Below are 26,099 nucleotides of genomic sequence, written 5' to 3'. Positions count from 1 at the left end.
GCCTGACCCGAGTGGCCGGTGTCGACTGCGGCACCAATTCCATCCGCCTGCTCGTCGCCGACCTCGATCCCGCGACGGGCGAGCTGCACGAGCTGGACCGCCGGATGACGATCGTCCGCCTCGGCCAGGGCGTGGACCGCACCGGTCGACTCGCGCCGGAGGCGCTGGAGCGGACCTTCGCCGCCTGCCGCGACTACGCCGCGATCATCCGCGACCTCGGCGCGACGCGCCTGCGCTTCGTGGCGACCAGCGCCTCGCGCGACGCGGAGAACCGCGACGAGTTCGTCGCGGGCGTGCGCGAGATCCTCGGCGTGGACCCCGAGGTGATCTCCGGTGACGAGGAGGCGCAGCTCTCCTTCACCGGCGCCACCAAGGAGCTGAACGGCGAGGGCGGCCCGTACCTGGTCTTCGACCTGGGCGGTGGCTCGACCGAGTTCGTGCTGGGTACGGACTCCGTCGAGGCGGCCCGTTCGGTCGACATCGGCTGCGTGCGGATGACCGAGCGGCACCTCGAGGACTTCGACGCCATGCGCGTCGACATCGCCAAGGCGCTGGACGAGGCCGCCGAGACGGTCCCCCTCGACAGCGGCGCCACGCTCGTGGGCCTGGCGGGGACGGTCACCACGGTGGCTGCCATCGCTCTCGGGCTGCCCGCGTACCGGAGCGAGCTGATCCACCGCTCCCGCATTCCCGTCGCGGACGTCCGTGCGGTCGCCGAACGGCTGCTTGCCTCCACACACGAGGAGCGCGCCGCGATCCCGGTGATGCACCCCGGGCGGGTCGACGTGATCGTGGCGGGCGCCCTGGTCCTGCTGGCGATCATGGAGCGGACCGGCGCCGCCGAGCTGGTCGTCAGCGAGCACGACATCCTCGACGGAATCGCCTGGAGCACACTGCTCTGACGCCTGGTCGGGGCGCGTCCAGGGGCTTCGGAGGGGCTTCGGAGAGGCTCTGGAAGGGCTCCGGCTCGGCCCGGCCAAGAATGTTCGTGAATTTCTTCACATGGAGTTCCCGTCGGTTGGCGGGACTGCTGGGGTGCTTCGTCCGAATTGTGGGACCGAAGGTGCCTCGGTGGGCCTGCCCGCCGGATCGGAGGCGACGCGCCGCAGTCGCACGCACAATCGCAATGAGGCCGTCGAGCTGCGGAAATTCACAGCACCGCGATCACGGGTGTGAGCGATGCCGACGGCTCGGCCTGTGGGGGCGCGAAGTGTAGCAGGTGCTGTCCAGACCCTTGTGACCAGGCCCACAAATGCCAGGCAAGGAGGGGGTGGATACTTTCGGATATGAGCACCACGGAGCGTCCTCGCATCCTGATTGTCGGCGGTGGCTACGTCGGCCTGTATGCCGCGATGCGCATCCTCAAGAAGATGCGCTACGGGGAGGCGACCGTCACGGTCGTCGACCCGCGGTCGTACATGACGTACCTGCCCTTCCTCCCCGAGGCGGCCGGCGGCAACGTCGCGCCTCGCAACCTCGTCGCCCCGCTGCGCCGAGTCCTGAACAAGGCCGAGGTCCTGACGGGTCACGTCACCTCGGTCGACCAGGACCGCAAGGTGGCCACCGTGCACCCTGCCGCGGGCGACCCCTACGAGATCCCCTTCGACTACCTCGTCGTCGCGATGGGCTCGGTGTCCCGCACCTTCCCGATCCCGGGTCTGGCGGAGCACGGCATCGGCATGAAGTCGGTCGAGGAGGCCATCAGCCTCCGCAACCACGTCGTGGCCCAGCTCGACCGCGCCGAGTCCACGACCGACGAGGCGGTGCGCAAGCAGGCGCTGACCTTCGTCGTCATCGGTGGCGGCTTCGCCGGCATCGAGACGATCGCCGAGATCGAGGACATGGCCCGCGACTCGGCGAAGATCTACCACAACGTGAAGCGTGAGGACATGCGCTTCATCGTGGTCGAGGCCGCCAACCGCATCCTCCCCGAGATGGGCCCGGACCTCGGTCTGTGGACCAAGGAGAAGCTCGAGGAGCGCGGCATCGAGATCTACATCGAGACCTCGATGGAGTCCTGCGTCGACAAGCACGTCGTGCTGAAGAACGGCATCGAGGTCGACGCCTCCACCATCGTGTGGACGGCCGGCGTCAAGCCGAACCCGGCGCTGGCCAACTTCGGCCTGCCGCTCGGCCCGCGCGGCCACGTCGACACCGCCCCGACCCTTCAGGTCCAGGGCTTCGACAACGTCTGGTCCGCCGGCGACAACGCCCAGGTCCCGGACCTCGCCGTCGGCGAGGGCGCCTGGTGCCCGCCGAACGCGCAGCACGCCGTGCGTCAGGCCATCGTCCTCGGCGACAACGTCGTCGCGGGCATGCGGGGCTTCCCGCAGAAGGAGTACAAGCACAAGAACCTCGGTGCGGTCGCCGGTCTCGGCCTGCACAAGGGTGTGGCGATCCTCTTCGGCAAGTACAAGCTGAAGGGCCGCCCCGCCTGGTGGTTCCACCGCCTGTACCACGGCAGCCGCGTGCCGACCATGAACCGCAAGGTCCGCGTCTTCGCTGACTGGACCCTGGCGATGTTCCTCAAGCGCGAGACCGTCTCCCTGGTGGAGATGGAGACGCCGCGTGAGGTGTTCGTCGAGGCCGCGGCCCCGGCCCCGGTGATTCCGGCTCCCGCCAAGGAGAAGGTCTCCGCCTGACGGCCCACGGGCCGGTACCGCTCCGGCCCACCTCACAGCCCGGCAGCGTCGCCGGACCACAGACCGTGGTGCTCATGACCGGCACCGCTGCCGTAAGCGCCCCCGCCCGTTCCCACGGGCGGGGGCGCTGGCACGTTCAGGGGCGGGCGGCGGGCGGCGGGCAGCGGGCAGCGGGCGGCGGGCGAAAAGCGGGGAAGGGGAGGGGCACAGGCTCCCTACCCTCGGGGGCGTGACCGACCAGATACAGAAGATCGTGTCCGATCTGCCCGCCCTGAACCAGGTGACGGGCGTCTGGGACGTGGCCGACCGGCGGCTCGCGGCCGGGGACGGTGGCTTCGTCGCCGACCTGGGCCTCGCCCTTGTGAAGGCGAGCAGAAGCGACGCCGACGGGAGGACGTGGCAGTACCGGTCGGTGCTCGACCACCTGGTGCGGCTGCTCGCCCTCACGCCCGGGGCGGAGAACGTGGTGCACTTGCTGAGGCTTGCGTCCGCACTCGAGGTCGGCCGACGGGGGCGTGTGCCGTACCTGGCGTCCCTCCTGGCGTCGGGGCAGCGACCCGCTGATCTGGCCGAGGTGTTCAGACACCGCGCGCCGGAGGAGCTGCGTGCCTGTCTGGTCCAGGAGTTGGCGCTCCGGGGCGTCGAGGCCGCGACCGTGCCCGCCGTGGCCCGGTGGGCAGCGTCCCCGCACTGGCGCCACCACCCGCTGGCATGGCTGCCGTTGACGCTGTCCGAGATCGAACGCGACCCGGGCCTGCCGGCGTTCGGCGTGAGGGGCGGCGGCAGCCCGATGCCGTACAGGCCGTCGAACGGCTCCTCAGGAGGTGGCTCCTCAGGGAGGGCGGATCGGTCGGCCAGGCTCCGGGGGGTCGCGGAGACGACGAGCGAGCCGGAGGCCACCGCGATGGCCGCCGCGTTCGCAACCTGGACGGGGCAGTCCAACGGGCAGGTCGAGGCCCGCACGTTCGCGCTGGGGGAGCCGCTCCAAGGGGATGTGCAGGGACGTGTGCTGGCGGGCCTGGGTCTCGAGTGCCTGCACGGGGGCCCGAAGGCGAGCTCGTTCTCGATGTCGGTGCAGTCGCCCGAGCGGGCCTGGGAGGTGCTCTTCGCCGCTGCCTCCACCGGCGGCGCGTACGACAGGGGCCGCTACGGCGCCTACGGCCGACTGGCGGCCTGGCAGTCGCTCGCCGGGCTGGCTGGAGCACCGGCGGGCGCTCCCCACGAGACGGTCGACGAGCGCGTCCGCGGCTGCTCCTGGTACGACTTCGAAGCCGACACGGACTGGTTCCACCAGGTGGCCTGGGACGTCGGCATCGCCGCGCTGAGCCCGGACCGGCGTCGACTGGCCGTACTGGCAGCCACCGACACGGACTGATCGCGCACCGAGCCCGGCCCCAGGGTGCCGCTGCGGGAAGGAACTCGGGAGCGTACGAGGCGCCGGTGGCACACCCAGGGGGCGCGGGACCAGGTCCCGCGCCCCCTGGGACGGTGCTGCGACGCTCCGTCAGTCCGTCTTGATCGCGCCCAGGATGTCGAGCCTGGCGGCCCGGCGTGCGGGCCAGAGGGCTGCGAGGAGGCCGACCGTGGCGCCGAGGGCGATGAAGAGGGCCAGGCGGCCCCAGGGGAGGGCCGTGGTGAGGCCGGAGAGGCTCGACTTCAGGAGGCCGTTCGCCGCCCAGGCGAGGAAGGTGCCGATGGCGACGCCCATCGCCGCACCGAAGACCGCGATGACCACGGACTCCAGCCGGACCATCCGCTTGACCCCGCGACGGTCGAGGCCGACCGCCCGCAGCATGCCCAGCTCGCGCTTGCGCTCGAAGACCGACATGGCGAGGGTGTTGACCACGCCGAGGATGGCGATCAGGACCGCCATGCCCAGCAGGGCGTAGAGGATCGTCAGCATCATCGAGATCAGCGAGTTGAACTGGTCCACCATCTGCTGCTGCGACTGCACCTTGACCAGCGGGTTCAGGCCCGTGGCGTCGCGGAGCGCCTGCTCGTTGGCGCTGGAGGCGCCGCCGTCCGTCTTGACCAGGACGACGTTGTAGTACGGCGCCAGGGTGTGGCCCCTGAGGGCCTGCTCGCTCAACAGGGCGGGGCCGAGGAGGTCGCTCTTGGGGTAGACGCCGCCGACCGTCAGGGTGCCGGAGGTGCCGTTCGGGTAGGCGACCTTGACCGTGCTGCCGACCGTGGCGTCGAGGCTCTTGGCGTGGTCGGCGTCGATCAGGAGCTGCCCCTGCTTGAAGGCGTCGAGCGTCCCCTGGGTCAGGTCCGGCGCGACCAACTGGTCGAAGCTGCCCGCGTCGTAGCCGTTGAGCGAGAGGTCCGTGCCGTTGACCGTGACGTACTGCGAGTCGGCGGCGCTCACGGCGGTGACGCCCTTCGCCGACTTCAGCTGGGCGAGCAGCTGCGGCGAGACCGGGTAGCCCAGCTGCGTGCTGACCGCGTAGTCCGCCTTCATGTTGGCGGTGACCTGCTTGGTGATCGTGGTGCTGATCGACGTGCCGATGACGGTCAGCGCGGTGATCAGTGTGACGCCGATGGTGAGCGCGGAGGCGGTGGCCGCGGTGCGACGCGGGTTGCGGATGGCGTTCTGCTTGGCCAGCGTGCCGCTGATGCCGAAGAGGCGACGGAAGAGCGGGCCCGTCGCCGCGATGATCGGCCGCGACAGCAGCGGGGTGAGCACGAAGACGCCGAGCATCACCAGCAGCGCGCCCAGCGCGACCGGCATCCGGCCGGCGCTGCCGCCCTGGGAGACGCCGAGCAGCACCACGCCCACGCCGAGGCCCGCCAGCACCAGGCCGATGCTGTTCCGCACCACCAGGCTCTTCTGCGAGGCCGGCTGGTCGTTGCTGCTCATCGCCGCCACCGGGGGGACCCGGGAGGCGCGCAGCGCCGGGAAGAGCGCGGCGAGCGCCGTGACGACGGTGCCGACCAAAAGGGTGATCAGGACCGTCGACGGAGTGACCGTCAGACCGCCGCCGGGGAGATTGCCGCTGGAACCGGCCCAGGCCTTGAGCGCGGCGCCGATGCCGACGCCGGCGCCGAGACCCGCAAGCGATGCGGTGAGGCCGACCAGCAGCGCCTCCAGCAGCACCGAACGCCGCACCTGCTTGCGGCTCGCGCCGAGGGCGCGCATCAGCGCCAGCTCGCGGGTGCGCTGCGCGATCAGCATGGTGAAGGTGTTGGAGATCAGGAAGATCCCGACGAACAGGGCGACGCCCGCGAAGAACAGCAGCGCCGTCTTCATGTTCTTCGAGTCGTCCTCGACCATCTGCTTGGCGTCGGCGGTCAGGGACGCGCCGGTGTGCAGGGTGATGTTGCCGCTGTGCGGGACGACCTGCCCGATCTGCGACTCCAGCGCGTCCTGGCCGGTGCCGGGCTTGGCCAGGGCGTCGATCCACCCGTACTGGCCCGGCGCGGTGTAGAGCCGCTGGGCCGTGGCGGTGTCGAACAGCACCAGCGAGCCGCCGGAGCTCAGCGCCGGGTCGTCCGAGGTGAAGATGCCGGAGACGGTCAGCTGCATGACCGGGCCGTTGACGGCGACCCGGAGGGTGTCGCCGACCTTGAAGCCGTTCTTCTGCGCGGTGCGCTGGTCGACGGCGATCTGGGTGGAGGTGGTCGGGCCGGAGCCCTGAGCCATCGGGTAGCGCGTGTCCGTGCCGTCGGCGCCCGGGCTGAAGTTGGCGCCCTGGGTCCCGCCGCGGCCGCCGACCAGGTTCCCGTTCGCGTCGGAGATCCCGGCGAAGCCCTCGACCGTGCCGACCGCGGAGGCGGTGCCCGGCAGGGCGCGGATCTGGCGCAGTGTCGCGTCGGTCAGCGGCTTGGCGTCGCTGTTGTTGTCCTGGGCGCTGCGGCCCTCACCGGCCGCGCTGTTCTCCACGCGGACCGAGACGTTGTCGTAGTTGTGCGAAAGGCTGTTCTTCAGCGCCGTGCTGACCGAGTCGGAGAAGACCAGGGTGCCGGCCACGAAGGCCGTGCCCAGGACGACGGCGAGCATCGTCATCAGCAGCCGCCCCTTGTGGGACAGCACGTTGCGCAGTGCGGTCTTGAACATGAGCTCTTGGATCCCCGTCGTCGCTCAGCTGGTCCGGCCCTTGGCGTCGAACCGGCGCATGCGGTCCAGGACGCCGTCGGCCGAGGGGGCCTGGAGCTCGTCGACGATGCGCCCGTCGGCGAGGAAGATGACGCGGTCCGCGTAGGAGGCGGCGACCGGGTCGTGGGTGACCATGACGATGGTCTGGCCGAGCTCGCGCACGGAGGAGCGCAGGAAGCCGAGGATCTCCGCGCCGGAGCGGGAGTCGAGGTTGCCGGTGGGCTCGTCCGCGAAGATGATCTCGGGCCGGGAGGCCAGCGCGCGGGCACAGGCGACGCGTTGCTGCTGGCCGCCGGAGAGCTGGCTGGGCCGGTGGCTCAGCCGGTCGGCCAGGCCGACGGTGGCGATCACCCGGTCCAGCCACGCCTTGTCGGGCTTCCGGCCGGCGATGTCCATCGGCAGGGTGATGTTCTCCAGCGCCGTCAGCGTCGGCAGCAGGTTGAACGCCTGGAAGACGAAGCCGATCTGGTCGCGGCGCAGCTTGGTGAGCGCCTTGTCCTTGAGGCCGTTGAGCTCGATGTCGCCGATCCGCGCCGAGCCGGAGCTGACGTCGTCCAGACCGGCCATGCAGTGCATCAGGGTCGACTTGCCGGAGCCCGACGGCCCCATGATGGCGGTGAACTCGCCGCGGTAGAAATCCACCGAGACGTGGTCCAGAGCGGTGACGCGGGTGTCGCCGGAGCCGTAGACCTTGGTCAGGTCCGAGGCTCGAGCTGCGGCGGTGCGCAGAGCAGTGGTGGTCACGGTGGGACTCCGAGGGTCGGAAACGGGCTGGTGAGGAGAGGAAGTGCGGCCTGCTACCGCTCCTTCATCCTCTCCGCCGTTACCGGCCCGGGAGTCGGCCCGAAGCACGGACCGTTGCTCCTTCCCCGGTATGACACCGTCTCCGACTCCTCGGGGACGTATCGGGGACTCTCTCAGGGTCGCCCTCAGGGGCAGCACTCGGCGCGGTGCGTGCGCGCCGGGCGCACGCCCCCTGCGAGCTGCACTGACGTATTGTCAGAGTCCGGTAAAATGAGCCAACTTCCCGACATCTGTGCACGAGCGGTGCACAGCTCCGGATAGGCTTTGCCTCGGGAATGCGCCCGGATGGTGGAACGCAGACACGGCGAGCTTAAACCTCGCTGGCCGGGAGGCCGTGCCGGTTCGAGTCCGGCTCCGGGCACGGGTCCGCGAACTGGTCTGACATGCTCAGGCTAGCTCGCGGACCCGCAAGCCTCCTGCTACATCCGCGCGGCGGCCCGCCGCAGGTCGAACTCGTGGACGAGCGCCTTGGCGTAGCCGTACGAGATCTCGTACTCGCGCCGGAGCCACTCGATCTTCTCCTCACAGCGGTGGAGCCCCGGCCCTTCGGCCACGGCGTGAAGCCAGTCGTCGATGCTCCGGCCCGTCACAGCGGGGATCCGGGAGATCAGGTTCTGATGGGTCTCTGCGGAGTACATGAGGGTCACTGGGCGCCTCCGGTAGAGCGGTCCGTTTCACGACTGTGCCGCAGGGGCCCTGGCTTGGCAACAGTCGGCGTCGAGGCTTCCGTACCCGTCCGCACGTGCTCTCATCCGCGATGCGCGGATACGCTCGGTGCATGCCCGATCCCACACCACTTCTCGCCGCCGCCGAGCGTTTGGCGGACCGTTTCCGCGCGATGCCGCAGAGTTCGCTCTCGCGACAGGCTCCGGCGGGCCTGGAACTCGCCCGGACGCTGGCGCGGGCATCCGGGGCGACGGCGGAGATCCCCGACGCCGGGGCGTTCGTGGTGGGGGATCAGATCGCGGTGGCGGCGCACGATCTGGCGCTCACGCTCGCTGCGACGGAGGGTCCCCAGGCGGACCGGATCCTCGCCGACGCCCTCAGGGCCATCGCGGAGTTCTAAGCACGACGCTCGGTTGCAGCCCCAGGGATGCGGGGAACTGCGCGAGTGACCAACGGCGTGCGGATGGCCCTGTCGCGGGGGCTCATCCGCACGTGGGTGGCTTGTCGCGCCCACGCGGCGGAGCCGCACACCGGTAGAGGCTCGCGCCCCTGGAGGGTTGCAACTGGCTCTCCGCGAGGACGCAGCGCCTCAGAGGCTGGCGACCACCCGGTCCGCGAGGACGTAGACCGTCTCGTCGTCGGAGAGGGCGAAGGTCAGGGCGTGGGCGCCGGGGAGGCGGGAGGTGCCGAGGAGGCGGACCGGGATGCCGGAGGCGACCGCCTCGCGGATGCGGGCGCCGGTCTCCGCGTCGCCGGGGGCGACGCACAGGGTGGTCTCGTCCTCGAAGACGTAGACGTCGAGGGTGCCCATCGGGCCGGGACGGACGTCCTTGAGCGCGGTGCCGACCTCGACGAGCTCCAGCAGGCGCAGATCGGTCCACTCGGGGGTCGGCGTCGGCTGCGGGATGAAGCCGGGCTCGGCGGGGTGGCTGGGCCGGGCCACCCGGTCGCCCTCGGTGATCATCTCCTCGAGCGCGGAGCGCAGCGCGTCTGCGAACTCGGGGTCCATTTCCCCCGACTCGTCGAGGAATCCACGGGGGGCCGGCAGGAAGAGGGTGTTCTCCGCCACAAGGGCGTCGAGGCTTTCCACCGCCTCGATCTCCTCGGGGGTCACGGAATCCTCCGCGGCGCGGGCCTCCTGCTCGGCCCAGAAACTGCGCGCCTCGGCGATCTCGCGTTCCCGGTCCTCGGCGAGTGCCACGGCCACGGCGCGGCGGACGGTGGACTCCAGGTCCGACTCCAGGCGTCGCCGCATGGCACGCACGGACAGCAGCGTGGCCACGGCGAACACGGTGACCAGCGCGAGCACAGCGAGAAGGAGGACGGTCACGGGAGGCACCCCTTGCGAGGATCTGAACAGGCGGTCACCCCAACAGTGCCGCACCGAGGCAAATCCCGGCAGGGCGTAATGCCCTTTTCATCTGTGACGTCCGACATTGTCGAGCTTTTCCGGAGAACAATTCTCTACGGAATGCGACCGGATGATCGCGCTCTGTCGACCGAAGATGAGGGGGAGATAAAGAAAACGGGTTGGGTCGCGGCGGAACGTGACCCAACCCTTACCCGTCCGCTATTGGCCCAAACGGGTCATCGTGAAGTTCTTATGAGAGCCGCTCGATGACCATGGCCATGCCCTGGCCGCCGCCGACGCACATGGTCTCCAGGCCGAACTGCTTGTCGTGCCACTGCAGCGAGTTGATCAGCGTGGTGGTGATGCGGGCGCCGGTCATGCCGAAGGGGTGGCCCACGGCGATCGCGCCGCCGTTGACGTTCAGGCGGTCCAGGTCGATGCCGAGGTCCCGGTAGGAGGGGATCACCTGGGCGGCGAAGGCCTCGTTGATCTCGACCAGGTCGATGTCGGAGATCGACAGGCCGGCGCGCTTCAGGGCCTGCTTGGAGGCCTCGACCGGACCGAGGCCCATGATCTCGGGGGAGAGGCCGGAGACGCCGGTGGAGACGATCCGGGCCAGCGGGGTCAGACCCAGCTCACGGGCCTTGGTGTCCGACATGATGACGAGCGCCGCCGCGCCGTCGTTCAGCGGGCAGCAGTTGCCGGCGGTGACCAGGCCGTCGGGGCGGAAGACCGGCTTCAGGCCCTCGACGCCCTCCAGGGTGACGCCCGCGCGCGGGCCGTCGTCCGTGCTGACGACGGTGCCGTCCGGCGTCGTCACCGGGGTGATCTCGCGGGCCCAGAAGCCGTCCGCGATGGCCTTCTCGGCCAGGTTCTGGCTGCGGACGCCGAACTCGTCCATGTCGCGGCGGGTGACGCCCTTGAGCTGGGCGAGGTTCTCCGCAGTCTGGCCCATGGCGATGTAGACGTCGGGCACCTGACCGTCCTCGCGCGGGTCGTGCCAGCTGTCCGCGCCGCCGGCCGCGCGGGCCTCGGTACGGGCCCGGGCCACGTCGAAGAGCGGGTTCATGGTGTCGGGCAGGCCGTCCGAGCTGCCCTTGACGTAGCGGGAGACGGTCTCCACGCCGGCCGAGATGAAGACGTCGCCCTCGCCCGCCTTGATCGCGTGCAGCGCCATGCGGGTGGTCTGCAGCGAGGAGGAGCAGTAGCGGGTGATGGTGCAGCCCGGCAGGTGGTCCATGCCCAGCTGCACGGCGACCACGCGGCCGAGGTTGTAACCGGCCTCGCCGCCGGGCAGACCGCAGCCCAGCATCAGGTCGTCGATCTCGCGCGGGTCCAGCTCGGGCACCTTGGCCAGCGCCGCGGCGACGATCTGCGTGGTCAGGTCGTCCGGGCGGACGTCCTTGAGTGAGCCCTTCCCGGCCCGGCCGATCGGCGAACGGGCGGCGCTGACGATGACGGCTTCGGGCATGGTGGCTCCTGGAGATGCGGAGAGGGAGGACCGGCAGGCCTGCCGCCGGGAGGCGGAGACAGGCCTGCCAGAAAGCTACTCCCAGGTAGGGGTGTCGTCAGTGCTGCGTCACTGTGAGCTGTCTGACGTAGACAGCGCGGGGTCGACCGGCGTCGTGCCGCCCTCGGACGGGGACTCGGCCGACCCGTCGGCCGACTGCTCGCCGCCCTCGGGGCTCGCGCCGTTGCCGACGGCGCTGAGCGGACGGCGGGCCCGGCGCAGCAGCTGGGCCCAGTGGCCCGCCGGGGCGACCTCGGTGCCGCCGTGGGAGGCGGCGACCGCAGCTGCCTTGGCCAGCGAGTGCAGGCCCTCGCCGCGCTGCTCGGAGGGGATCTCCGGCCAGACGCCGAGCGCCGCGCAGAGCGTCGGCAGCATCGCCATTGCGGCCGTGGCATAGCCCTGGGCGGAAGGATGGTAGCGGTCCGACGCGAACATCTCGTGGCGCCCGCGGAACTCCTGGCCCAGCAGGTCCCCCAGGGAGACGCTGCGCGCGCCCGCCTCGACCACGGTGATCGCCTGCGCGGCGGCGAGCTGGCGGCTCGCGCGCCGGGCCAGCCAGCGCAGCGGCGGGCGCACCGGCTCGATGGTGCCGAGGTCGGGGCAGGTGCCGACGACCACCTCGGCGCCGACGGCGCGCAGCTGCTTCAGCGTGTCGCCGAGCAGGCGGACCGCGGTGGCCCGCTTGGTCATCTGGGTGACGTCGTTGGCGCCGATCATGATCAGGGCCAGTTCCGGGCCCTCCGGGCCGGTCATTCTGAGCAGCACGTCCAGTTGCCGGGCCAGGTCCTCGGAGGTCGCGCCGTTGGCGGCGACCACGAAGAGGTCGACGGGGCGCTCGGTGACGGAGGCGATGCCTGCGGCCAGCAGTGCCCCGGGAGTCTCCCGGCCGCGGTCCACGCCGAACCCGGCCGCGGTGGAGTCGCCGAGCACGGCGAAGCGCAGCGGGCTGGCGTCAGCGGCGGCGAAGGCGGTGCCGTAGCGGCCGTCGGCGCGCGGCGGCTCGCCCTTCAGCGTGTCCAGCTGGTGCTCCGCGATCTTGGCCTCGGCCAGCAGCACGCCCACGAGCCCCACGCCGAGGAGACCGATCCCGCCACCGCCGTACGCCGCGGCCGCGGCGATGCGTCGGGCAACCCGTGCTCGTGACATGACCACCCCCAAGTGGGTAGGGCCCGGGTCCTGCCGGGCCCGCTCGTGGCGGTCCCGGTAGGACCCGGGGCAACTGCATCACTGCGTCAATACCCGGTAACGTCCGCGGACGCGCTCGTGTTTCGGCCGCGACAGCGGCATTCGCGCCAAAACAGCCGACAGCCTGCCACCGCACGCCGCACCGCGCCCCGACCGCGCCTCCGCCACGCGCCTGCGTCGCCGAAGACACCGCGAGCGGAAGCCGACCGCGCCCTGTGACCGAGTCTCCCGCATTACGCTGGCACCCGCGGAGTCGACAAACCGTGCGCTCCGCATATTTCCCTCACACCGCTACACCGCGGAGGAACCCGTTGCGGTACCACGACTCGATCATCGACCTGGTCGGGAACACCCCCCTGGTCAAGCTGAACAAGGTGGCCGAAGGCATCTCCGCCACCGTCCTTGCCAAGGTGGAGTACTTCAATCCCGGCGGTTCGGTGAAGGACCGCATCGCGATCAAGATGATCGAGGCCGCCGAGGCCTCCGGTGCGCTCAAGCCCGGGGGCACCATCGTCGAGCCCACCTCCGGAAACACCGGTGTCGGTCTGGCGATCGTGGCCCAGCAGAAGGGCTACAAGTGCATCTTCGTCTGCCCTGACAAGGTCTCCACAGACAAGATCAACGTGCTGCGGGCCTACGGTGCCGAGGTCGTGGTCTGCCCGACCGCCGTGGCGCCCGAGCACCCGGACTCCTACTACAACGTCTCGGACCGCCTGGTCCGCGAGACGCCGGGCGCCTGGAAGCCGGACCAGTACTCCAACCCGAACAACCCGGCCTCCCACTACGAGTCCACCGGCCCCGAGATCTGGGACCAGACCGAGGGCCGGATCACGCACTTCGTCGCCGGCGTCGGCACCGGCGGCACCATCTCCGGCACCGGCCGCTACCTGAAGGACGCCTCCGAGGGCCGGGTCAAGGTCGTCGGCGCCGACCCGGAGGGCTCGGTCTACTCCGGCGGTACCGGCCGCCCGTACCTGGTCGAGGGCGTCGGCGAGGACTTCTGGCCCACCGCCTACGACCGCGAGGTCGCGGACGAGATCGTGCCGGTCTCGGACAAGGACTCCTTCCAGATGACCCGCCGCCTGGCCAAGGAGGAGGGCCTGCTGGTGGGCGGCTCCTGCGGCATGGCCGTCGTGGCCGCGCTGGAGGTGGCCAAGCGCCTCGGCCCCGACGACGTCGTCGTGGTGCTGCTGCCGGACTCCGGCCGCGGCTACCTGAGCAAGATCTTCAACGACGAGTGGATGCGCGACTACGGCTTCCTGGAGGAGGGCGGCGACGAGGCACACGTCGGCGACGTCCTGGCGCGCAAGGACGCGCTGGAGCACGACGGCATCCCGCAGTTCGTCCACGTCCACCCGAACGAGACCGTCGGCGAGGCCGTGCAGATCCTGCGTGAGTACGGCGTCTCGCAGATGCCGGTGGTCTCCCCGGGAGCCGGGCACCCGGACGTGATGGCCGGTGAGGTGATCGGCTCCATCGTCGAGCGCGACCTGCTGGACGGACTGTTCGCCAAGCGCTTCGGCCTGGAGGACCCGATCGGCACGCACATGTCCGCGCCGCTGCCGGTGGTCGGCTCCATGGAGTCGGTCAGCAGCCTGATGAACGTGCTCGAGCGGGCCGACGCGGCGGTCGTGCTGGTCCAGGGCAAGCCGCAGGGCATCGTCACCCGGCAGGACCTGCTCGCTTTCATGTCGCGTAAGTAGGCCCAATTGGTACGTAGGCGTCACGTACCGGCAGCACGTGGTTAACAACGCTCCGGCATTGTTCTTGTCAACGGCGAGAAGCCGAGCGTGGTGACAGCGGGGAACGGAGCGGCTCCCTGACTCCGCCGTCACCAGGACGCGTCGGACGGCCCTGACCCGGCCGGCCGCGTCCAGCCCGCGGGGAACGCCGTCGTCCCGCCCCCGTCGTCACGACGGGGTGCGGCGCCCCGCGGCACCAGCTCCGCGTTCCCGGGTGGGGGAACACGACGGAGACAGCAGGGCCGGCCCTTCGGGGCCGGCCCTGCTGGTGTTTCCATGCGGAGGCGAAGGCGCGCCTTCAGGGCGCGACGCGGCGGCGGGCGATCACGATCCCCGCTCCGGCCAGCAGGCAACCCGCGCCGCCGACCAGGTAGGGCGTGTCGTCGGTCCGCACCGAACCGGTCGCTGTGAACGCGGTGCCGCTGCTCGCCGTGGTGTGAACCTGCGTCGCCGGTGAGGAGCCTGACGTCGCGTAGGGTCCTACCGCGAGGGTCAGCGCAGTGCCGATGCCGGCTGCGACGGCGGTGACGGTGAGATGACGGCGACCCACGGGCGCTCCTACTACGTACGACGGCCGTGACGACGGCTGCTTCGCGCTGGTCCGGACGATGCTAATCACCTTTGGCGGCCTTTGGATAGGCTCGGCCCATGACTACTGAGAGCGGCTCGCCGCGCTACATCCGGCTGCAGATCGAGCTGATCGCCGAGATCGTCGATGTGAAGGCGCTGCAGGCCGCGGCGCTGGAGCAGGTCGAGAGCGACGAGTACCTGGAGGACGAGGAGCGCGCCGAGGCGGTCGAGGCGATCAGCCTCGACCCGAGCGGTGCGGTCGCGCACTTCATCGACCCGGTCGCGATGCTCGAGAACATCCCCGGAGTCGAGCTGGCCGAGGCCGGCTGGGAGACGCAGCCCGTCGACTACGACGCCGAGACCGAGGACTGGGAGCCGTTCGAGGCCGGCACGGAGGAGTGACCCCGGGCGGCGGGAGGTCCGCCGGGCACTCCGGCGGGCGTCCGCCGGGCTGCGGCATCCTGACCATCCGCCAGATGAGTGGTGTCCGAGACGTCCGAATTGGGCGTTATCGGCAGTCCTGTTTAGGGTGATAAGCGCACTAAGCGCACGACCCCTACGGCAGGAGTGAGCCATGGCGACAGCAGCGAACTGGACCCGGCGATCCGTGGTCGCGGGCATGGTCGGGACCCCGGTGCTGCTGATAGCCGGCTGCACGGGATCGGACTCCCGCTCCAAGGGCTCCGGCGGCGCCTCACCCGCAGCCTCCAAGGCCAACGTGACGGTCACTCCGAAGGACGGGGCGACGGGCGTCGACATGACCGCCCCCGTCACCGTCCAGGTGGTCCAGGGCACGCTGGAGTCGGTCACGCTGACCGGCCCGGACGGAAAGCACATAGCCGGCCGGCTCACCGCCGACCGCACCGGATGGACCAGCGACACCCCGCTCGCCTCCAGCGCCGGCTACAAGCTCGCCGCAGTCACCAAGGACACCGCCGGCACCACCGCGACCACCGCGTCCGCGTTCACGACCGGCAAGCCCGTGAACTCCTTCGTCGGTGTCTACACCCCCGACGACAAGGCCACGGTCGGGGTCGGCATGCCGGTCTCCGTCACCTTCGACCACGCGGTGACGAACAAGGCCGCGGTGCAGAAGGCCATCACCGTGAAGGCCGAACCGCCCGTTGAGATCGCGGGCCACTGGTTCGGCGACACCCGGCTGGACTTCCGTCCCGAGGAGTACTGGAAGCCCGGTACGACGGTCAGCGTCACCATCGCCCTCAAGGACGTCGAAGGCGCGGACGGGCGCTTCGGCACCCAGAACAGGTCGGCGGTCTTCACCATCGGCCGCAGCCAGACCAGCGTCGCCGACCTCGGCTCCCACCAGCTCACCGTCACCCGCGACGGCAAGGTCGTCAGCACCTTCCCGATCTCCGGCGGCAGCCCCGAGCACACCACCTGGGCGGGCAAGATGGTCATCTCCGAGAAGCTGCTGCAGACCCGGATGGACTCACGCACCGTCAACCTGGGCGGCGAGTACGACATCCCCGACGTCCCGCACGCGCAGCGGCTGACCAACTCCGGGACCTTCATCCACGGCAACTACTGGTCCTACGGCACCTTCGGCAACGTCAACACCAGCCACGGCTGCGTCGGCCTCCACGACGTCCGCGGTGCGGGGGACCCGGGCACGCCCGCCGCCGAGTTCTACAACAGCTCGATCGTGGGCGACGTGGTCCAGGTCATCAACTCCGGCGACCGTACGGTCGACCCCTCCAACGGCCTGAACGGCTGGAACATGGACTGGGCCGCCTGGAAGTCCGGCAGCGCGGTCTGAGCGCGGTCCGAGGAGACCGCGCGCCGGGACGACGCGGGCAGGGCTACATGCCCGGCTGCGGCAGGCCCAGGGGCGCGCGGAGCTCCTGGTAGTCCGCTGCGGCCGGGGCGTACGTCGCGTGGCCGCCGCTGATCCGGGACTGCCAGGCGTCGGCGCTCGTGATCGCGGCGGAGGCCGTCTCCGCCTGCGAGGCCTCCGTCGTGTCCGCGGAGGCGAGGGCGCGCAGGAGCGGCGGGAGGGCGGGCGTCGCGCCCTGCGGCGGATTCGCCGCCAGCGCGGTGAGCGCCGCGCTCTCGGCGCGGTCGGCCGTGCCCAGCCGCTGCTCCAGCGCGGCGGCGACCTGCCAGCTGCCGCGCGCCACGTCGTGCAGCTTGACCCGGAGCAGCACTGACTCGTTGGTCAGTCGCAGCACCTGCCGCTGCAAGGGCGTCAGTCCCGAGGCGGCGAGCGCGTCGCCGGTCAGCGTGGTGTGGTCGGCGTCCACCAGCACACAGGTGGCGGAGTGCACGCCGCCGTCCCAGCTGTCCTTCGTGGGGTAGTAGATCCTCAGCCGGGTCGACGGGCCGAAGCGCCCGGCGTCGGGGAGCGCGCGGGCGGTGTCGGCCACGCAGCCCAGCACCGACTCCCGCGACGCGGCGCTCAGGCCGGGGTAGCCGGCGCCGAGGCCGTGCTCGGCGACGATCTGCCCGTCGTGCGGGTCCGAGCAGGAGACGACGTCCACGCCCTGCGCGGTGTCGACGCCGTCCTGGTAGGTGAAGCAGGTCCCCGCGCCGAAGGTGTCGAGGGGGCCCTGGCTCGCGCCGATCACGGTCGCCGTCGCGATGATCGCCACCATCCCCATCGCGGTCCACGCGGCGCACAGCGAGAGCGCGACGACGGCCAGCCGTCGGCCCCGCTGACCCAGGCGCCGGGTGCGGAACAACGCGACGATGCCCAGCACGACGCCCACCGGCACGAGCGCGACGGCCGAGGCGACGAGCGCGCACACCGCCGCCGCGCTCAGCTTCGCCGCCGGAGCGGGCAGGGGCGCGGCGGCGGGATGCGGGAACGCCTGCGGCGCCTGGTCGGAGGGCGGCGGGGTCTGGGTCACCCGCGCGAGAGTAGCCGATCGGGTGCGGCGCTTCGAACGGCTCTCTGTGATGATCCTTTTCGTTCGAAGCCGAGCGCTGGGCCGTCCGGGGTCGGTGGCCGGTTCAGGGGCGCGGGGTCTTCACGCCGTGGACGCGGGCGTACTCGGCGGCGAGCCAGGGGCCCAGCTCGTCGACGAGCAGGGAGAGGGTCGGGGCCGCCGTGGTCGGGGTGCGGCCCGTGCGGGCCGCCAGGCGCATCTGGTCGGCGCGGGACGGGTAGTAGCGGCCGAAGAGGTCGGCCGCCTCGGTGAGGTCGCTGGTCCAGCCGCCCCAGCGCGGCATCACGAGGGTGAATCCGGTGCGCGTGAGATGCCGGCCGACGTGGCGGCTGAGACGCAGCAGTTCGGCGTCGGTCGTCGCGGCGGCACGGCGATCGCGCCAGAGGGGGAGCAGCCGGGCCAGGTCGCCGTTGGTCTCGCGGGCGAGCAGCGAGGTGGGGCGGTAGCGGGGCAGCCGCGCGGCGAGGTCCTCCCCGAGCAGCGGGGTGCACAGGCAGGCGACGAAGAAGCCCAGGTCGTACCGTTCCAGCTCGCTGAGCAGGGTGGCCGTGTCGAAGACCAGCACGCCCACGCCGTCGATCTGCGGGAAGTCCGCGTCGAGGGCGCGCCCGAGCGCGTCGGCCGTCGCGCGGTCCCCCGGTCCGGACGAGCCCCGGAGGGCGAGCAGCAGGTCGAGGTCGGAGCGTCCCGGGACGGCGGTTCCGCGCGGGACACTGCCGTACAGGTAGGCGCTGTGCAGCCGTGAGGAGCCCGCGCTCGGGTCGCCGAAGGCGGCGACGATCCGCGACCGGGTCGCCTCGACCACGGGCGCGAACTCCGGCGCCACCCGGTCCGGTGACCCCTCGCGGGCGATGGTGCCGTCCGCTGCCAGTCCGCGCGCGCCGTTCCCCGTCATGAACGCCGAGTGTGCCCGAACGGACCCCGCCGCCGCACGGGAGTTGCCCCCGCACGGGAGTTACCCGGGGGTCCAAAAGCCGCCATAAACCCGGGGAAACGGGCGGTCACTCAAGGCGCGGACTACGCTCAGGCTTCATGAGCGAGCACGAGCAGCATCACTACGCTTTCGAGACCCTGGCCATCCATGCCGGGCAGGAGGCGGACCCGCAGACCGGGGCCGTGGTCACCCCCATCTACCAGGTCTCCACCTTCAAGCAGGACGGCGTCGGCGGCCTGCGCGGCGGCTACGAGTACAGCCGCTCCGCCAACCCGACCCGCACCGCGCTGGAGGAGAACCTCGCGGCGCTGGACGGTGGACGCAGGGGCCTCGCCTTCGCCTCAGGCCTCGCCGCCGAGGACACTCTGCTGCGGACCGTCACCAAGCCCGGGGACCACATCGTCATCCCCAACGACGCCTACGGCGGCACCTTCCGCCTCTTCTCCAAGGTGCTGACGCGCTGGGGGGTCGAGTGGTCCGTCGCCAACACCCACGACCCGGAGAGCGTGCGCGCCGCCGTCCGGCCGAACACCAAGGTGATCTGGGTCGAGACGCCCAGCAACCCGCTGATGGGGATCGCCGACATCTCCGCCCTCGCGCACATCTCGCACGACACGGGCGCCCTGCTGGTCATCGACAACACCTTCGCCAGCCCCTACCTCCAGCAGCCGCTGGCGCTCGGCGCGGACGTGGTCGTCTACTCGACCACCAAGTACATGGGCGGCCACTCCGACGTGGTCGGCGGCGCCCTGGTGACCGACGACGCCACGCTGGGCGAGGAGCTGGCCTACCACCAGAACGCGATGGGCGCCGTGGCCGGTCCGTTCGACTCCTGGCTGGTCATGCGCGGCATCAAGACCCTCGGCGTCCGGATGGACCGTCACAGCGCCAACGCCACGCGGATCGCGGAGTTCCTGACGGGGCACCCGAAGGTCGCCCAGGTCTACTACCCGGGCCTGCCGGAGCACCCGGGCCACGAGATCGCGGCCAAGCAGATGCGCGCCTTCGGCGGCATGGTCTCCTTCCGCCACCGTGACGGCGAGGAGGCGGCGATCCAGGTCTGCAACCGGGCCGAGCTGTTCACCCTCGGCGAGTCGCTCGGCGGCGTCGAGTCGCTGATCGAGCACCCGGGCCGGATGACCCACGCCTCGGCGGCGGGCTCCCCGCTGGAGGTGCCGAGCGACCTGGTGCGCCTGTCCGTCGGCATCGAGTCCGTCGACGACCTGCTGGCGGACCTCCAGCGCGCGCTGGGCTGACGAGGCCCCAGAAGGCTTCGGAATTCGGAATTCCAGAACAACGAGGAGGGGCGCCGGCTCCGGGCGGAAGCTCAGGGCCGGTGCGCCTTGATGGACTGGTTGAAGCGCGTCAGCAGCTCGACGAAGGCCTCCCGGTCCTCGGCCGGCCAGTCGGCCAGCAGCATCCGCATCAGTTCCTGCCGCGAGCTGCGGACCTCCTCCAGTCGCTGCCGCCCCTGCTCCGACAGCCCCAGCAGCACGGCCCGGCCGTCGTCGGGGTTGGGCACCCGGTCCACCAGGCCGCAGTCGACCAGCGGGGCGACCTGACGGGTGACCGTGGACGAGTCGATCCCCATCGCCTGTGCGAGCGCCTTGACGCCCACCGGGCCCGTCCGGTCGAGCCGGTTCAGCAGCAGGAACGCGGCGCGGTCCATCGAGTTGCGCTGCTCGCCGAGCGCGCCGATCCGTGCCTGCTCGACCCGGCGCGCGAAGATCGCGACCTGGTACTGGAGCTGGTCGTACAGCTCGGCGGGGGCGGACTCGGGGGCGCTGTCATCGGGCGCGGAATCGGGCATGGAACCGTCGCGTTCTGTCGTTCGGCTGAGCCCTCCGAGCGTATCCGTGTCAGGGCCCTAGGCTGAACCCATGAACGCCTGGCCGATCACCCTCGACGACGTCCGGGGGGCTCACAAGATGCTCTCCGGTCTGGCCCGGATCACCCCCATGGAGAGCAGCCGCTACCTCTCCTCGCTGATCGGCGCCCCGGTTCAGCTCAAGTGCGAGAACCTGCAGCGCACCGGCTCGTTCAAGCTGCGCGGCGCATACGTGCGCATCGCCGGACTGTCGCCCGTCGAGCGCGCGGCCGGTGTCGTCGCCGCCAGCGCGGGCAACCACGCGCAGGGCGTGGCGCTCGCCGCGCACACCCTCGGCGTCCGGTCGACGGTCTACATGCCCGTCGCCGCGCCGCTCCCCAAGGTGGCCGCCACCCGCGACTACGGCGCGGACGTGCGCCTGGTCGGCGACCACTTCGACGCGACGCTGGCCGCGGCCCTGGAGTACGCGGACACGACCGGCGCGGTCTTCATCCACCCCTTCGACCACCCCGACGTCGTCGCCGGTCAGGGCACGGTCGGCCTGGAGATCCTGGAGCAGTGCCCGGAGGTGCGGACCATCCTGGTCGGCACGGGCGGCGGCGGTCTGCTCGCGGGGGTCGCCGCCGCGGTCAAGCCGGTGCGCCCCGACGTGCGCGTGATCGGCGTCCAGGCACAGGAGGCGGCCGCGTACCCGCCCTCGCTGCGGGCCGGACGCCCGGTGACGCTGGAGAAGTGCGCGACGATGGCCGACGGCATCCAGGTGCGCAGACCCGGCGAGGTGCCGTTCCAGATCATCAACCAGCTCGCCGACGGCGTCCTGACGGTCAGCGAGGACGCGCTGGCGCGTGCCCTGCTCGTCTGCCTCGAACGAGCGAAGCTCGTCGTCGAGCCGGCGGGCGCGAGCACCGTCGCGGCGCTGCTGGAGCACGGCGCGGAGATCGAGGGCCCGGTCGTCGCGGTCCTCTCCGGCGGCAACATCGACCCGCTGCTGATGCAGCGCGTCCTGCGCCACGGCATGGCGGCGGCGGGCCGCTACCTGTCGATGCGGCTGCGCATCGACGACCGCCCTGGCGCGCTGGCGGACCTGCTGGGCGCGCTGTCGCGCACGGACGCGAACGTCGTCGACGTGGCCCACGTCCGCACCGACCCGAAGCTCGGCATCGGCGAGGTCGAGGTCGACCTCCACCTGGAGACCAAGGGCACCGAGCACTGCGCCGCGGTCGCCGCGGAACTCCGCGACTCCGGCTACCGGGTCCTCTCCCCGGCATAGAGGCCGTTGGGAACTCGCGCCGGATCAGCCGGGGTCGTCCGGCGCGGGGGAACCTCCCGGCCGAAGGCCGGGGGAGCCACCCGGCCCGGCGGGAGTTCCCACAACGCGCCCTGGCTCCGACGCCTCCGGACCGCACGCCCCCGGGCCGTCGTGGCCCCCCGAAGTGAACATGCGGGCTCCGCCTTCTTACGCGAGGCTGGGGAGACCGTACGGATCAACGCCGGAGGGAGACGCAGTCGATGAGCGAGGCAGCCATCTCCGCCGAGGGGCTGGTGCGCACCTTCGGGGACGTTCGCGCGCTCGACGGAGTGGATCTGGACGTGCCCGAGGGCACCGTGCTCGGTCTGCTGGGCCCCAACGGCGCCGGGAAGACCACGACCGTGCGCGTGCTCACCACGCTGCTGCGGCCGGACGCGGGGCGGGCCAGCGTCGCCGGCGTCGACGTGTTGAAGCACCCCGACAAGGTGCGCAGCCTGATCGGGCTGTCCGGCCAGTACGCGGCCGTCGACGAGTACCTGACCGGGCGGGAGAACCTGCAGATGGTCGGCGAGCTGTACCAGATGTCCGCACGCGCGGCGAAGGCGCGGGCCGACGAGCTACTGGAGCAGTTCGGGCTCGCCGACGCCGCCGGGCGGATCGCCAAGACGTACTCGGGCGGCATGCGACGCCGTCTCGACCTGGCGGCGGCGCTGGTCGTACGGCCGCCGGTGATGTTCCTCGACGAGCCGACCACCGGCCTCGACCCGCGCAACCGGATGGCCCTGTGGGTGGTCATCGAGCAGCTGGTCGCCGCGGGCACGACGCTGCTGCTGACCACGCAGTACCTGGAGGAGGCCGACCGGCTCGCCCACGACATCGCCGTCGTCGACCGCGGCCGCGTCATCGCGCGCGGCACGGCGGACCAGCTGAAGGCGCAGATCGGCGGCGAGCGTGTCGAGGTCGTGGTGACCGACTCCGCGGCCCTGCCGCTCGCCGTGGAGGCGCTGACCCCGTACGCGATCGGCGAGCCCACCGTCGAGCCGCACACCCGGAAGATCACGGTGCCGGTGACCGGCGGGGCGCGCGTGCTCGCGGACGTGATCCGGGAGCTTGACGCGCGGGAGGTCCTCATCCACGACATCGGTCTGCGCCGGCCGACCCTCGACGACGTCTTCCTCTCGCTGACCGGCCACGTGACCGAGTCGGAGACCGACGAGGACGACGAGGACGGCGACGCGGAGAGCCCGGACGGGGAGAGCGCCGCCGGGCGTAGGGCCGGCAGGAAGAAGGCCCGGGTATGAGCGGCCCGGGTGCGAGCGAGGGGCGTCGTCGATGAGCGCCGTGAACGACTCCGTCGTCGTCGCCAAACGCAATGTGCGCCGCATGACCCGGATTCCCGAGGTCCTGGTCTTCGGGCTCATCCAGCCGGTCATGTTCGTACTGCTGTTCACCTACGTCATGGGCGGCGCGATCACCGTCCCGGGGGCCACCTCCGACCCGGACGCCTACAAGCAGTACCTGATCGCGGGCATCTTCGCGCAGACGGTCACCTTCGCGGTGGCGGGGGCCTCGGCGGGCATCTCGGAGGACATGACCAAGGGCCTCGTCGACCGCTTCCGCTCGCTGCCCATGGCCCGCGGCGCCGTCCTGACCGGTCGCACCCTGGCGGACTCCGTCCAGACGGCCCTGATCCTGGTCGTGCTGACGGTCGTCTCGCTGCTGATCGGCTGGCGCACCCACAACGACCTCTGGAAGGTGTTCTGCGGCTTCCTGCTGCTGCTCCTGCTGGGCTACGCCTTCTCCTGGATCGGCGCGCTGATCGGCCTGTCGGTGCGCAGCCCGGAGGCGGCGACCTCGGCGGGCCTGGTGTGGCTGTTCCCGCTGACCTTCATCTCCAACGCCTTCGTCCCGGTCGCCACCATGCCGGGCTGGCTGCAGCCGGTCGCCTACTGGAACCCGTTCAGCGCCACGGTGCAGGCGGTACGGCAGCTCTTCGGCAACGTGCCGCCGGGCATGGTGCAGACGGCGTGGCCGATGAAGCACGCCATCCCGGTGTCGATCGCCTGGTCCGTGCTGATCATCGTGGTGTTCCGCGCCCTGGCGGTGAGCAAGTACCGCCGCTCGGACGGCTGACCACGCGACGGCTGACCACGCGGGGCGGCTGACCACGCCCCGGCCCGTGGAAGGCGGGCCCGGACGCACGAACCGCCCCGCCTCGGCGCAGGCCGTGGCGGAGCGGTACCGGCAGCGGGTGGGGCCTCAGCCGGTGAAGGGCTTGGCCTCGGTGATCCTGACGTTCGCCTTGCGGCCGTTCGGCAGCTCGTAGGTCACGTCCGTGCCGACCTTCTGGCCGACGATCGCGCGGCCCAGCGGCGACTGCGGGGAGTAGACCTCGATGTCGCCCGAGGCCGCCTCGCGCGAGCCGAGCAGGAAGGTCATGGTGTCGTCCGGGTCACCGTCGAACGCGACCGTGATGGTCATGCCCGGGCCGGCCACGCCGTTGTCCGCGGGGGCCTCGCCGACCTGGGCGCGCTCCAGGAGCTGGGTGAGCTGGCGGATACGCAGCTCCATCTTGCCCTGCTCCTCGCGCGCGGCGTGGTAGCCGGCGTTCTCCTTGAGATCGCCTTCCTCGCGGGCCTGCTCGATCTTCTGCGCGATCTCGGTGCGTCCGGGACCCGACAGGTGCTCCAGCTCGGCGCGGAGCTGGTTGTACGCCTCCTGGGTGAGCCAGGTGACGTTGTCGCTGGTCTGGGTCACTGGTGCTCCTCGTAGGTACTGGGATACAAAGCATCGCCCGCTCGGTCGGAACGGGCGAAACCACAACCCTAACAATTCCCGCGCCGGGAGTCAGGAGCCGTGAAGAGCGTCACCCGGGTCGCGACCCCTCGTGGAGGGGGCCCCGGGCCCCCGGTCAGGAGCAGCCGACGAGCTCTCCCGTGGTGCCGCGGGACGTGGTCCTGAGCAGCACGGTCGTCTGCGTGTCGCTCGTGCCCTTGGGGATGGCGACGCTGACGCGCCCCACCTCGTCGCCGTTCGCGTCGCGCGAGCGGACGGTGCAGGAGGCGGCCTGGTCGCCGGGCTTGCTCACCTCCAGCGTGATCCTCACCTCGTGGTCGGAGATCACCTGGAAGGTCTGCACCTCGCCGTTGACGGGGTTGCCGGAGACGTACTTGTAGCCGATCGCCGCGACCAGGGCGAGCGCGAGCCCGACGGTGACGTAGTAGACGCGCTTGCCGCGCACCCGCGCCTTCTTCTCGTCGCGGCGGCCGTAGCGGCCGACGGGCGGCTGCGCGGCGAGCTGCTCGGCCGCGCTCTCGGCCGGGCGTACGTCCGGGGTCGTATCCGCCATCGGACTTTGGCCTCCTTCGGGGGTTCCGCGCATGATCGCGGAATCAACGGCATACCCCCGTCCGTCACTATAGGAGTCTGTACCGAAGACGAAGGGCACAGGGGCAGTGACTGAGCAGTTGCGTTTGATGGCGGTGCACGCGCACCCGGACGACGAGTCCAGCAAGGGCGCGGCCACCATGGCGATGTACGTCTCGCGTGGCGTGGACGTGCTCGTGGCCACATGCACGGGGGGCGAGCGTGGTTCGGTGCTGAACCCGAAGCTCCAGGGGGACCCGTGGATCGAGGAGAACATCCACGAGGTCCGGGCCAAGGAGATGGACGCCGCGCGCGAGATCCTCGGCGTCAAGCAAGCCTGGCTCGGCTTCGTCGACTCCGGCCTGCCGGAGGGCGACCCGCTGCCGCCGCTGCCGGAGGGGTGTTTCGCGCTCCAGCCGGTGGAGGAGGCGGCCGGCGCGCTGGTCAGGCTGATCCGCGAGTTCCGTCCGCACGTGATCACCACGTACGACGAGAACGGCGGCTACCCGCACCCGGACCACATCATGACCCACAAGATCACGATGCTGGCCTTCGACAAGGCGGGGGACCCGGACGCCTACCCGGAGGCGGGCGAGCCGTGGCAGCCGCTGAAGGTGTACTACAACCAGGGCATCTCCCTGGAGCGGATCAAGGCTCTGGACGCGGCGATGAACGCGCGCGGCCTGGAGTCCCCGTACAAGGAGTGGATCGCCCGCTGGGAGGAGTCGGACCGCAAGCCGCGTGAGATCACCACGCGCGTGCCCTGCGGCGACTTCTTCGAGATCCGCGACAAGGCGCTGATCGCCCACGCCACCCAGATCGACCCGGACGGCCCGTGGTTCCGGGTGCCGATGGAGATCCAGCGCGAGGTGTGGCCGACGGAGGACTACGAGCTCGCCCGCTCCCTGGTCGACTCGTCCATTCCGGAGGCGGACCTCTTCGAGGGGATCGCTGCCAAGATCTCCAACGCCTCCTGAGACGATGGAACGGTGAACACTGCCATGCACCCCGCCGCCACCGCCCTGCTCGCCCTGGACGAGAACAAGGTCACCCCGGGCATCCTCGGCTTTCTGGTCTTCGCCGCGCTGGGCGCGGGCACTTGGTGGATCTTGAAGGCCATGAACCGTTCGCTGGGCAAGGTCGACTTCGTGGAGGAGCCCGTGCCGGGCGAGCCCGCGTCCGCCGCGGAGCCCAAGAACAGCTGACGCTGACGCGAACACCTCGCTATTGCGAATGACTTGCAACTGAAT

Annotated in this window: 25 protein-coding genes and 1 tRNA gene; 14 read left to right on the top strand and 12 right to left on the bottom strand. The window is 71.1% G+C overall.

The genetic code is table 11. From position 1 onward, the window contains the following. Positions 1 to 2: 2 nt before the first annotated feature. The 3 genes from TR49_RS02595 to TR49_RS02585 all read left to right on the top strand — a co-directional run bounded on the left by TR49_RS02595 (position 3) and on the right by TR49_RS02585 (position 4,017). The gene (locus TR49_RS02595) at positions 3 to 902 is read left to right on the top strand and encodes a Ppx/GppA phosphatase family protein (protein WP_042377051.1); all 900 of its coding nucleotides are present in this window, start codon (positions 3 to 5) and stop codon (positions 900 to 902) included. 384 nt (positions 903 to 1,286) lie between these two features. Next, complete coding sequence (locus TR49_RS02590) at positions 1,287 to 2,642, top strand: NAD(P)/FAD-dependent oxidoreductase (RefSeq protein ID WP_042376674.1); 1,356 nt, start codon at positions 1,287 to 1,289, stop codon at positions 2,640 to 2,642. Between the two features lie 229 nt (positions 2,643 to 2,871). Then, positions 2,872 to 4,017 (top strand): DUF6183 family protein, encoded by a 1,146-nt coding sequence (locus tag TR49_RS02585; RefSeq protein ID WP_042376673.1) that lies wholly within the window; start codon positions 2,872 to 2,874, stop codon positions 4,015 to 4,017. A 129-nt stretch (positions 4,018 to 4,146) separates the two neighbouring features. On the opposite strand, the gene TR49_RS02580 is transcribed toward TR49_RS02585, so the two are convergent. Both TR49_RS02580 and TR49_RS02575 read right to left on the bottom strand, forming a co-directional pair. Then, positions 4,147 to 6,699, bottom strand: a complete 2,553-nt coding sequence (locus TR49_RS02580) for an ABC transporter permease (protein WP_042376671.1) — start codon at positions 6,697 to 6,699, stop codon at positions 4,147 to 4,149. 24 nt (positions 6,700 to 6,723) lie between these two features. After that, positions 6,724 to 7,482, bottom strand: a complete 759-nt coding sequence (locus TR49_RS02575) for an ABC transporter ATP-binding protein (RefSeq protein WP_042376669.1) — start codon at positions 7,480 to 7,482, stop codon at positions 6,724 to 6,726. 339 nt (positions 7,483 to 7,821) lie between these two features. On the opposite strand from TR49_RS02575, the gene TR49_RS02570 reads away from it, so the two are divergent. Next, a tRNA-Leu gene (locus TR49_RS02570) sits at positions 7,822 to 7,903 on the top strand. Between the two features lie 58 nt (positions 7,904 to 7,961). On the opposite strand, the gene TR49_RS02565 is transcribed toward TR49_RS02570, so the two are convergent. Continuing rightward, on the bottom strand, positions 7,962 to 8,180 hold the full coding sequence (locus TR49_RS02565) for a DUF4287 domain-containing protein (RefSeq protein ID WP_439654069.1): 219 nt from the start codon (positions 8,178 to 8,180) through the stop codon (positions 7,962 to 7,964). Positions 8,181 to 8,320: 140 nt separating this feature from the next. Between TR49_RS02565 and TR49_RS02560 the strand changes: the two genes are divergently transcribed. Beyond that, positions 8,321 to 8,608, top strand: a complete 288-nt coding sequence (locus tag TR49_RS02560) for a hypothetical protein (protein ID WP_042376666.1) — start codon at positions 8,321 to 8,323, stop codon at positions 8,606 to 8,608. A 189-nt stretch (positions 8,609 to 8,797) separates the two neighbouring features. On the opposite strand, the gene TR49_RS02555 is transcribed toward TR49_RS02560, so the two are convergent. The 3 genes from TR49_RS02555 to TR49_RS02545 all read right to left on the bottom strand — a co-directional run bounded on the left by TR49_RS02555 (position 8,798) and on the right by TR49_RS02545 (position 12,215). Further along, positions 8,798 to 9,538 (bottom strand): hypothetical protein, encoded by a 741-nt coding sequence (locus tag TR49_RS02555; protein WP_042376663.1) that lies wholly within the window; start codon positions 9,536 to 9,538, stop codon positions 8,798 to 8,800. Positions 9,539 to 9,809: 271 nt separating this feature from the next. Then, entirely contained in the window at positions 9,810 to 11,030 is a 1,221-nt protein-coding gene (locus TR49_RS02550; RefSeq protein WP_042376662.1) for an acetyl-CoA C-acetyltransferase, read from the bottom strand. Between the two features lie 108 nt (positions 11,031 to 11,138). Then, a complete protein-coding gene (locus tag TR49_RS02545; RefSeq protein WP_052433985.1) occupies positions 11,139 to 12,215 on the bottom strand; it encodes an SGNH/GDSL hydrolase family protein in 1,077 nt (358 codons plus the stop codon). Between the two features lie 350 nt (positions 12,216 to 12,565). On the opposite strand from TR49_RS02545, the gene TR49_RS02540 reads away from it, so the two are divergent. After that, positions 12,566 to 13,957 (top strand): cystathionine beta-synthase, encoded by a 1,392-nt coding sequence (locus tag TR49_RS02540; protein WP_042376660.1) that lies wholly within the window; start codon positions 12,566 to 12,568, stop codon positions 13,955 to 13,957. A 337-nt stretch (positions 13,958 to 14,294) separates the two neighbouring features. Here the strand turns inward: TR49_RS02540 and TR49_RS02535 are convergent, their stop codons facing one another. Further along, positions 14,295 to 14,546: a hypothetical protein gene (locus tag TR49_RS02535; protein ID WP_042376659.1), complete on the bottom strand. Its 252-nt coding sequence runs from the start codon at positions 14,544 to 14,546 to the stop codon at positions 14,295 to 14,297. A gap of 98 nt (positions 14,547 to 14,644) precedes the next feature. On the opposite strand from TR49_RS02535, the gene TR49_RS02530 reads away from it, so the two are divergent. Together TR49_RS02530 and TR49_RS02525 are read left to right on the top strand one after the other, a co-directional pair. Continuing rightward, on the top strand, positions 14,645 to 14,968 hold the full coding sequence (locus TR49_RS02530; RefSeq protein WP_042376657.1) for a hypothetical protein: 324 nt from the start codon (positions 14,645 to 14,647) through the stop codon (positions 14,966 to 14,968). 172 nt (positions 14,969 to 15,140) lie between these two features. After that, positions 15,141 to 16,343, top strand: a complete 1,203-nt coding sequence (locus TR49_RS02525) for a L,D-transpeptidase (RefSeq protein WP_042376655.1) — start codon at positions 15,141 to 15,143, stop codon at positions 16,341 to 16,343. A 43-nt stretch (positions 16,344 to 16,386) separates the two neighbouring features. Here the strand turns inward: TR49_RS02525 and TR49_RS02520 are convergent, their stop codons facing one another. Further along, positions 16,387 to 17,433 (bottom strand): septum formation family protein, encoded by a 1,047-nt coding sequence (locus TR49_RS02520; RefSeq protein ID WP_042376652.1) that lies wholly within the window; start codon positions 17,431 to 17,433, stop codon positions 16,387 to 16,389. A 103-nt stretch (positions 17,434 to 17,536) separates the two neighbouring features. Further along, on the bottom strand, positions 17,537 to 18,367 hold the full coding sequence (locus tag TR49_RS02515) for a nucleotidyltransferase domain-containing protein (protein WP_042376649.1): 831 nt from the start codon (positions 18,365 to 18,367) through the stop codon (positions 17,537 to 17,539). A gap of 137 nt (positions 18,368 to 18,504) precedes the next feature. Here TR49_RS02515 and TR49_RS02510 point away from each other — a divergent pair, with 137 nt between their 5' ends. Continuing rightward, entirely contained in the window at positions 18,505 to 19,662 is a 1,158-nt protein-coding gene (locus TR49_RS02510; RefSeq protein ID WP_042376647.1) for a cystathionine gamma-synthase, read from the top strand. A gap of 71 nt (positions 19,663 to 19,733) precedes the next feature. Here the strand turns inward: TR49_RS02510 and TR49_RS02505 are convergent, their stop codons facing one another. After that, entirely contained in the window at positions 19,734 to 20,216 is a 483-nt protein-coding gene (locus TR49_RS02505) for a MarR family winged helix-turn-helix transcriptional regulator (protein ID WP_042376645.1), read from the bottom strand. Between the two features lie 70 nt (positions 20,217 to 20,286). Here TR49_RS02505 and ilvA point away from each other — a divergent pair, with 70 nt between their 5' ends. From ilvA to TR49_RS02490, 3 genes are all read left to right on the top strand, one after another. Then, complete coding sequence (ilvA, locus tag TR49_RS02500) at positions 20,287 to 21,504, top strand: threonine ammonia-lyase (protein WP_042376643.1); 1,218 nt, start codon at positions 20,287 to 20,289, stop codon at positions 21,502 to 21,504. A gap of 239 nt (positions 21,505 to 21,743) precedes the next feature. Continuing rightward, positions 21,744 to 22,784: a daunorubicin resistance protein DrrA family ABC transporter ATP-binding protein gene (locus TR49_RS02495; protein ID WP_042376641.1), complete on the top strand. Its 1,041-nt coding sequence runs from the start codon at positions 21,744 to 21,746 to the stop codon at positions 22,782 to 22,784. A 31-nt stretch (positions 22,785 to 22,815) separates the two neighbouring features. Continuing rightward, positions 22,816 to 23,616: an ABC transporter permease gene (locus TR49_RS02490; RefSeq protein ID WP_042376639.1), complete on the top strand. Its 801-nt coding sequence runs from the start codon at positions 22,816 to 22,818 to the stop codon at positions 23,614 to 23,616. 126 nt (positions 23,617 to 23,742) lie between these two features. Here the strand turns inward: TR49_RS02490 and greA are convergent, their stop codons facing one another. Next, positions 23,743 to 24,240 (bottom strand): transcription elongation factor GreA, encoded by a 498-nt coding sequence (greA, locus tag TR49_RS02485; protein ID WP_042376638.1) that lies wholly within the window; start codon positions 24,238 to 24,240, stop codon positions 23,743 to 23,745. A gap of 154 nt (positions 24,241 to 24,394) precedes the next feature. After that, positions 24,395 to 24,832, bottom strand: coding sequence for a DUF4307 domain-containing protein (locus TR49_RS02480; protein ID WP_042376632.1), 438 nt, complete (start codon positions 24,830 to 24,832; stop codon positions 24,395 to 24,397). 106 nt (positions 24,833 to 24,938) lie between these two features. Here TR49_RS02480 and mca point away from each other — a divergent pair, with 106 nt between their 5' ends. Both mca and TR49_RS02470 read left to right on the top strand, forming a co-directional pair. Continuing rightward, a complete protein-coding gene (gene mca, locus TR49_RS02475) occupies positions 24,939 to 25,826 on the top strand; it encodes a mycothiol conjugate amidase Mca (protein WP_042376630.1) in 888 nt (295 codons plus the stop codon). Positions 25,827 to 25,850: 24 nt separating this feature from the next. After that, on the top strand, positions 25,851 to 26,054 hold the full coding sequence (locus TR49_RS02470) for a hypothetical protein (RefSeq protein ID WP_042376624.1): 204 nt from the start codon (positions 25,851 to 25,853) through the stop codon (positions 26,052 to 26,054). The last annotated feature ends 45 nt before the right edge of the window (positions 26,055 to 26,099 follow it).

The sequence above is a fragment of the Streptacidiphilus melanogenes genome (assembly GCF_000787835.1).
GTDB lineage: Bacteria > Actinomycetota > Actinomycetes > Streptomycetales > Streptomycetaceae > Streptacidiphilus > Streptacidiphilus melanogenes.
Note: the sequence above shows the minus strand (reverse complement) of the source record. Positions and strands in the feature narration are given on the sequence as shown.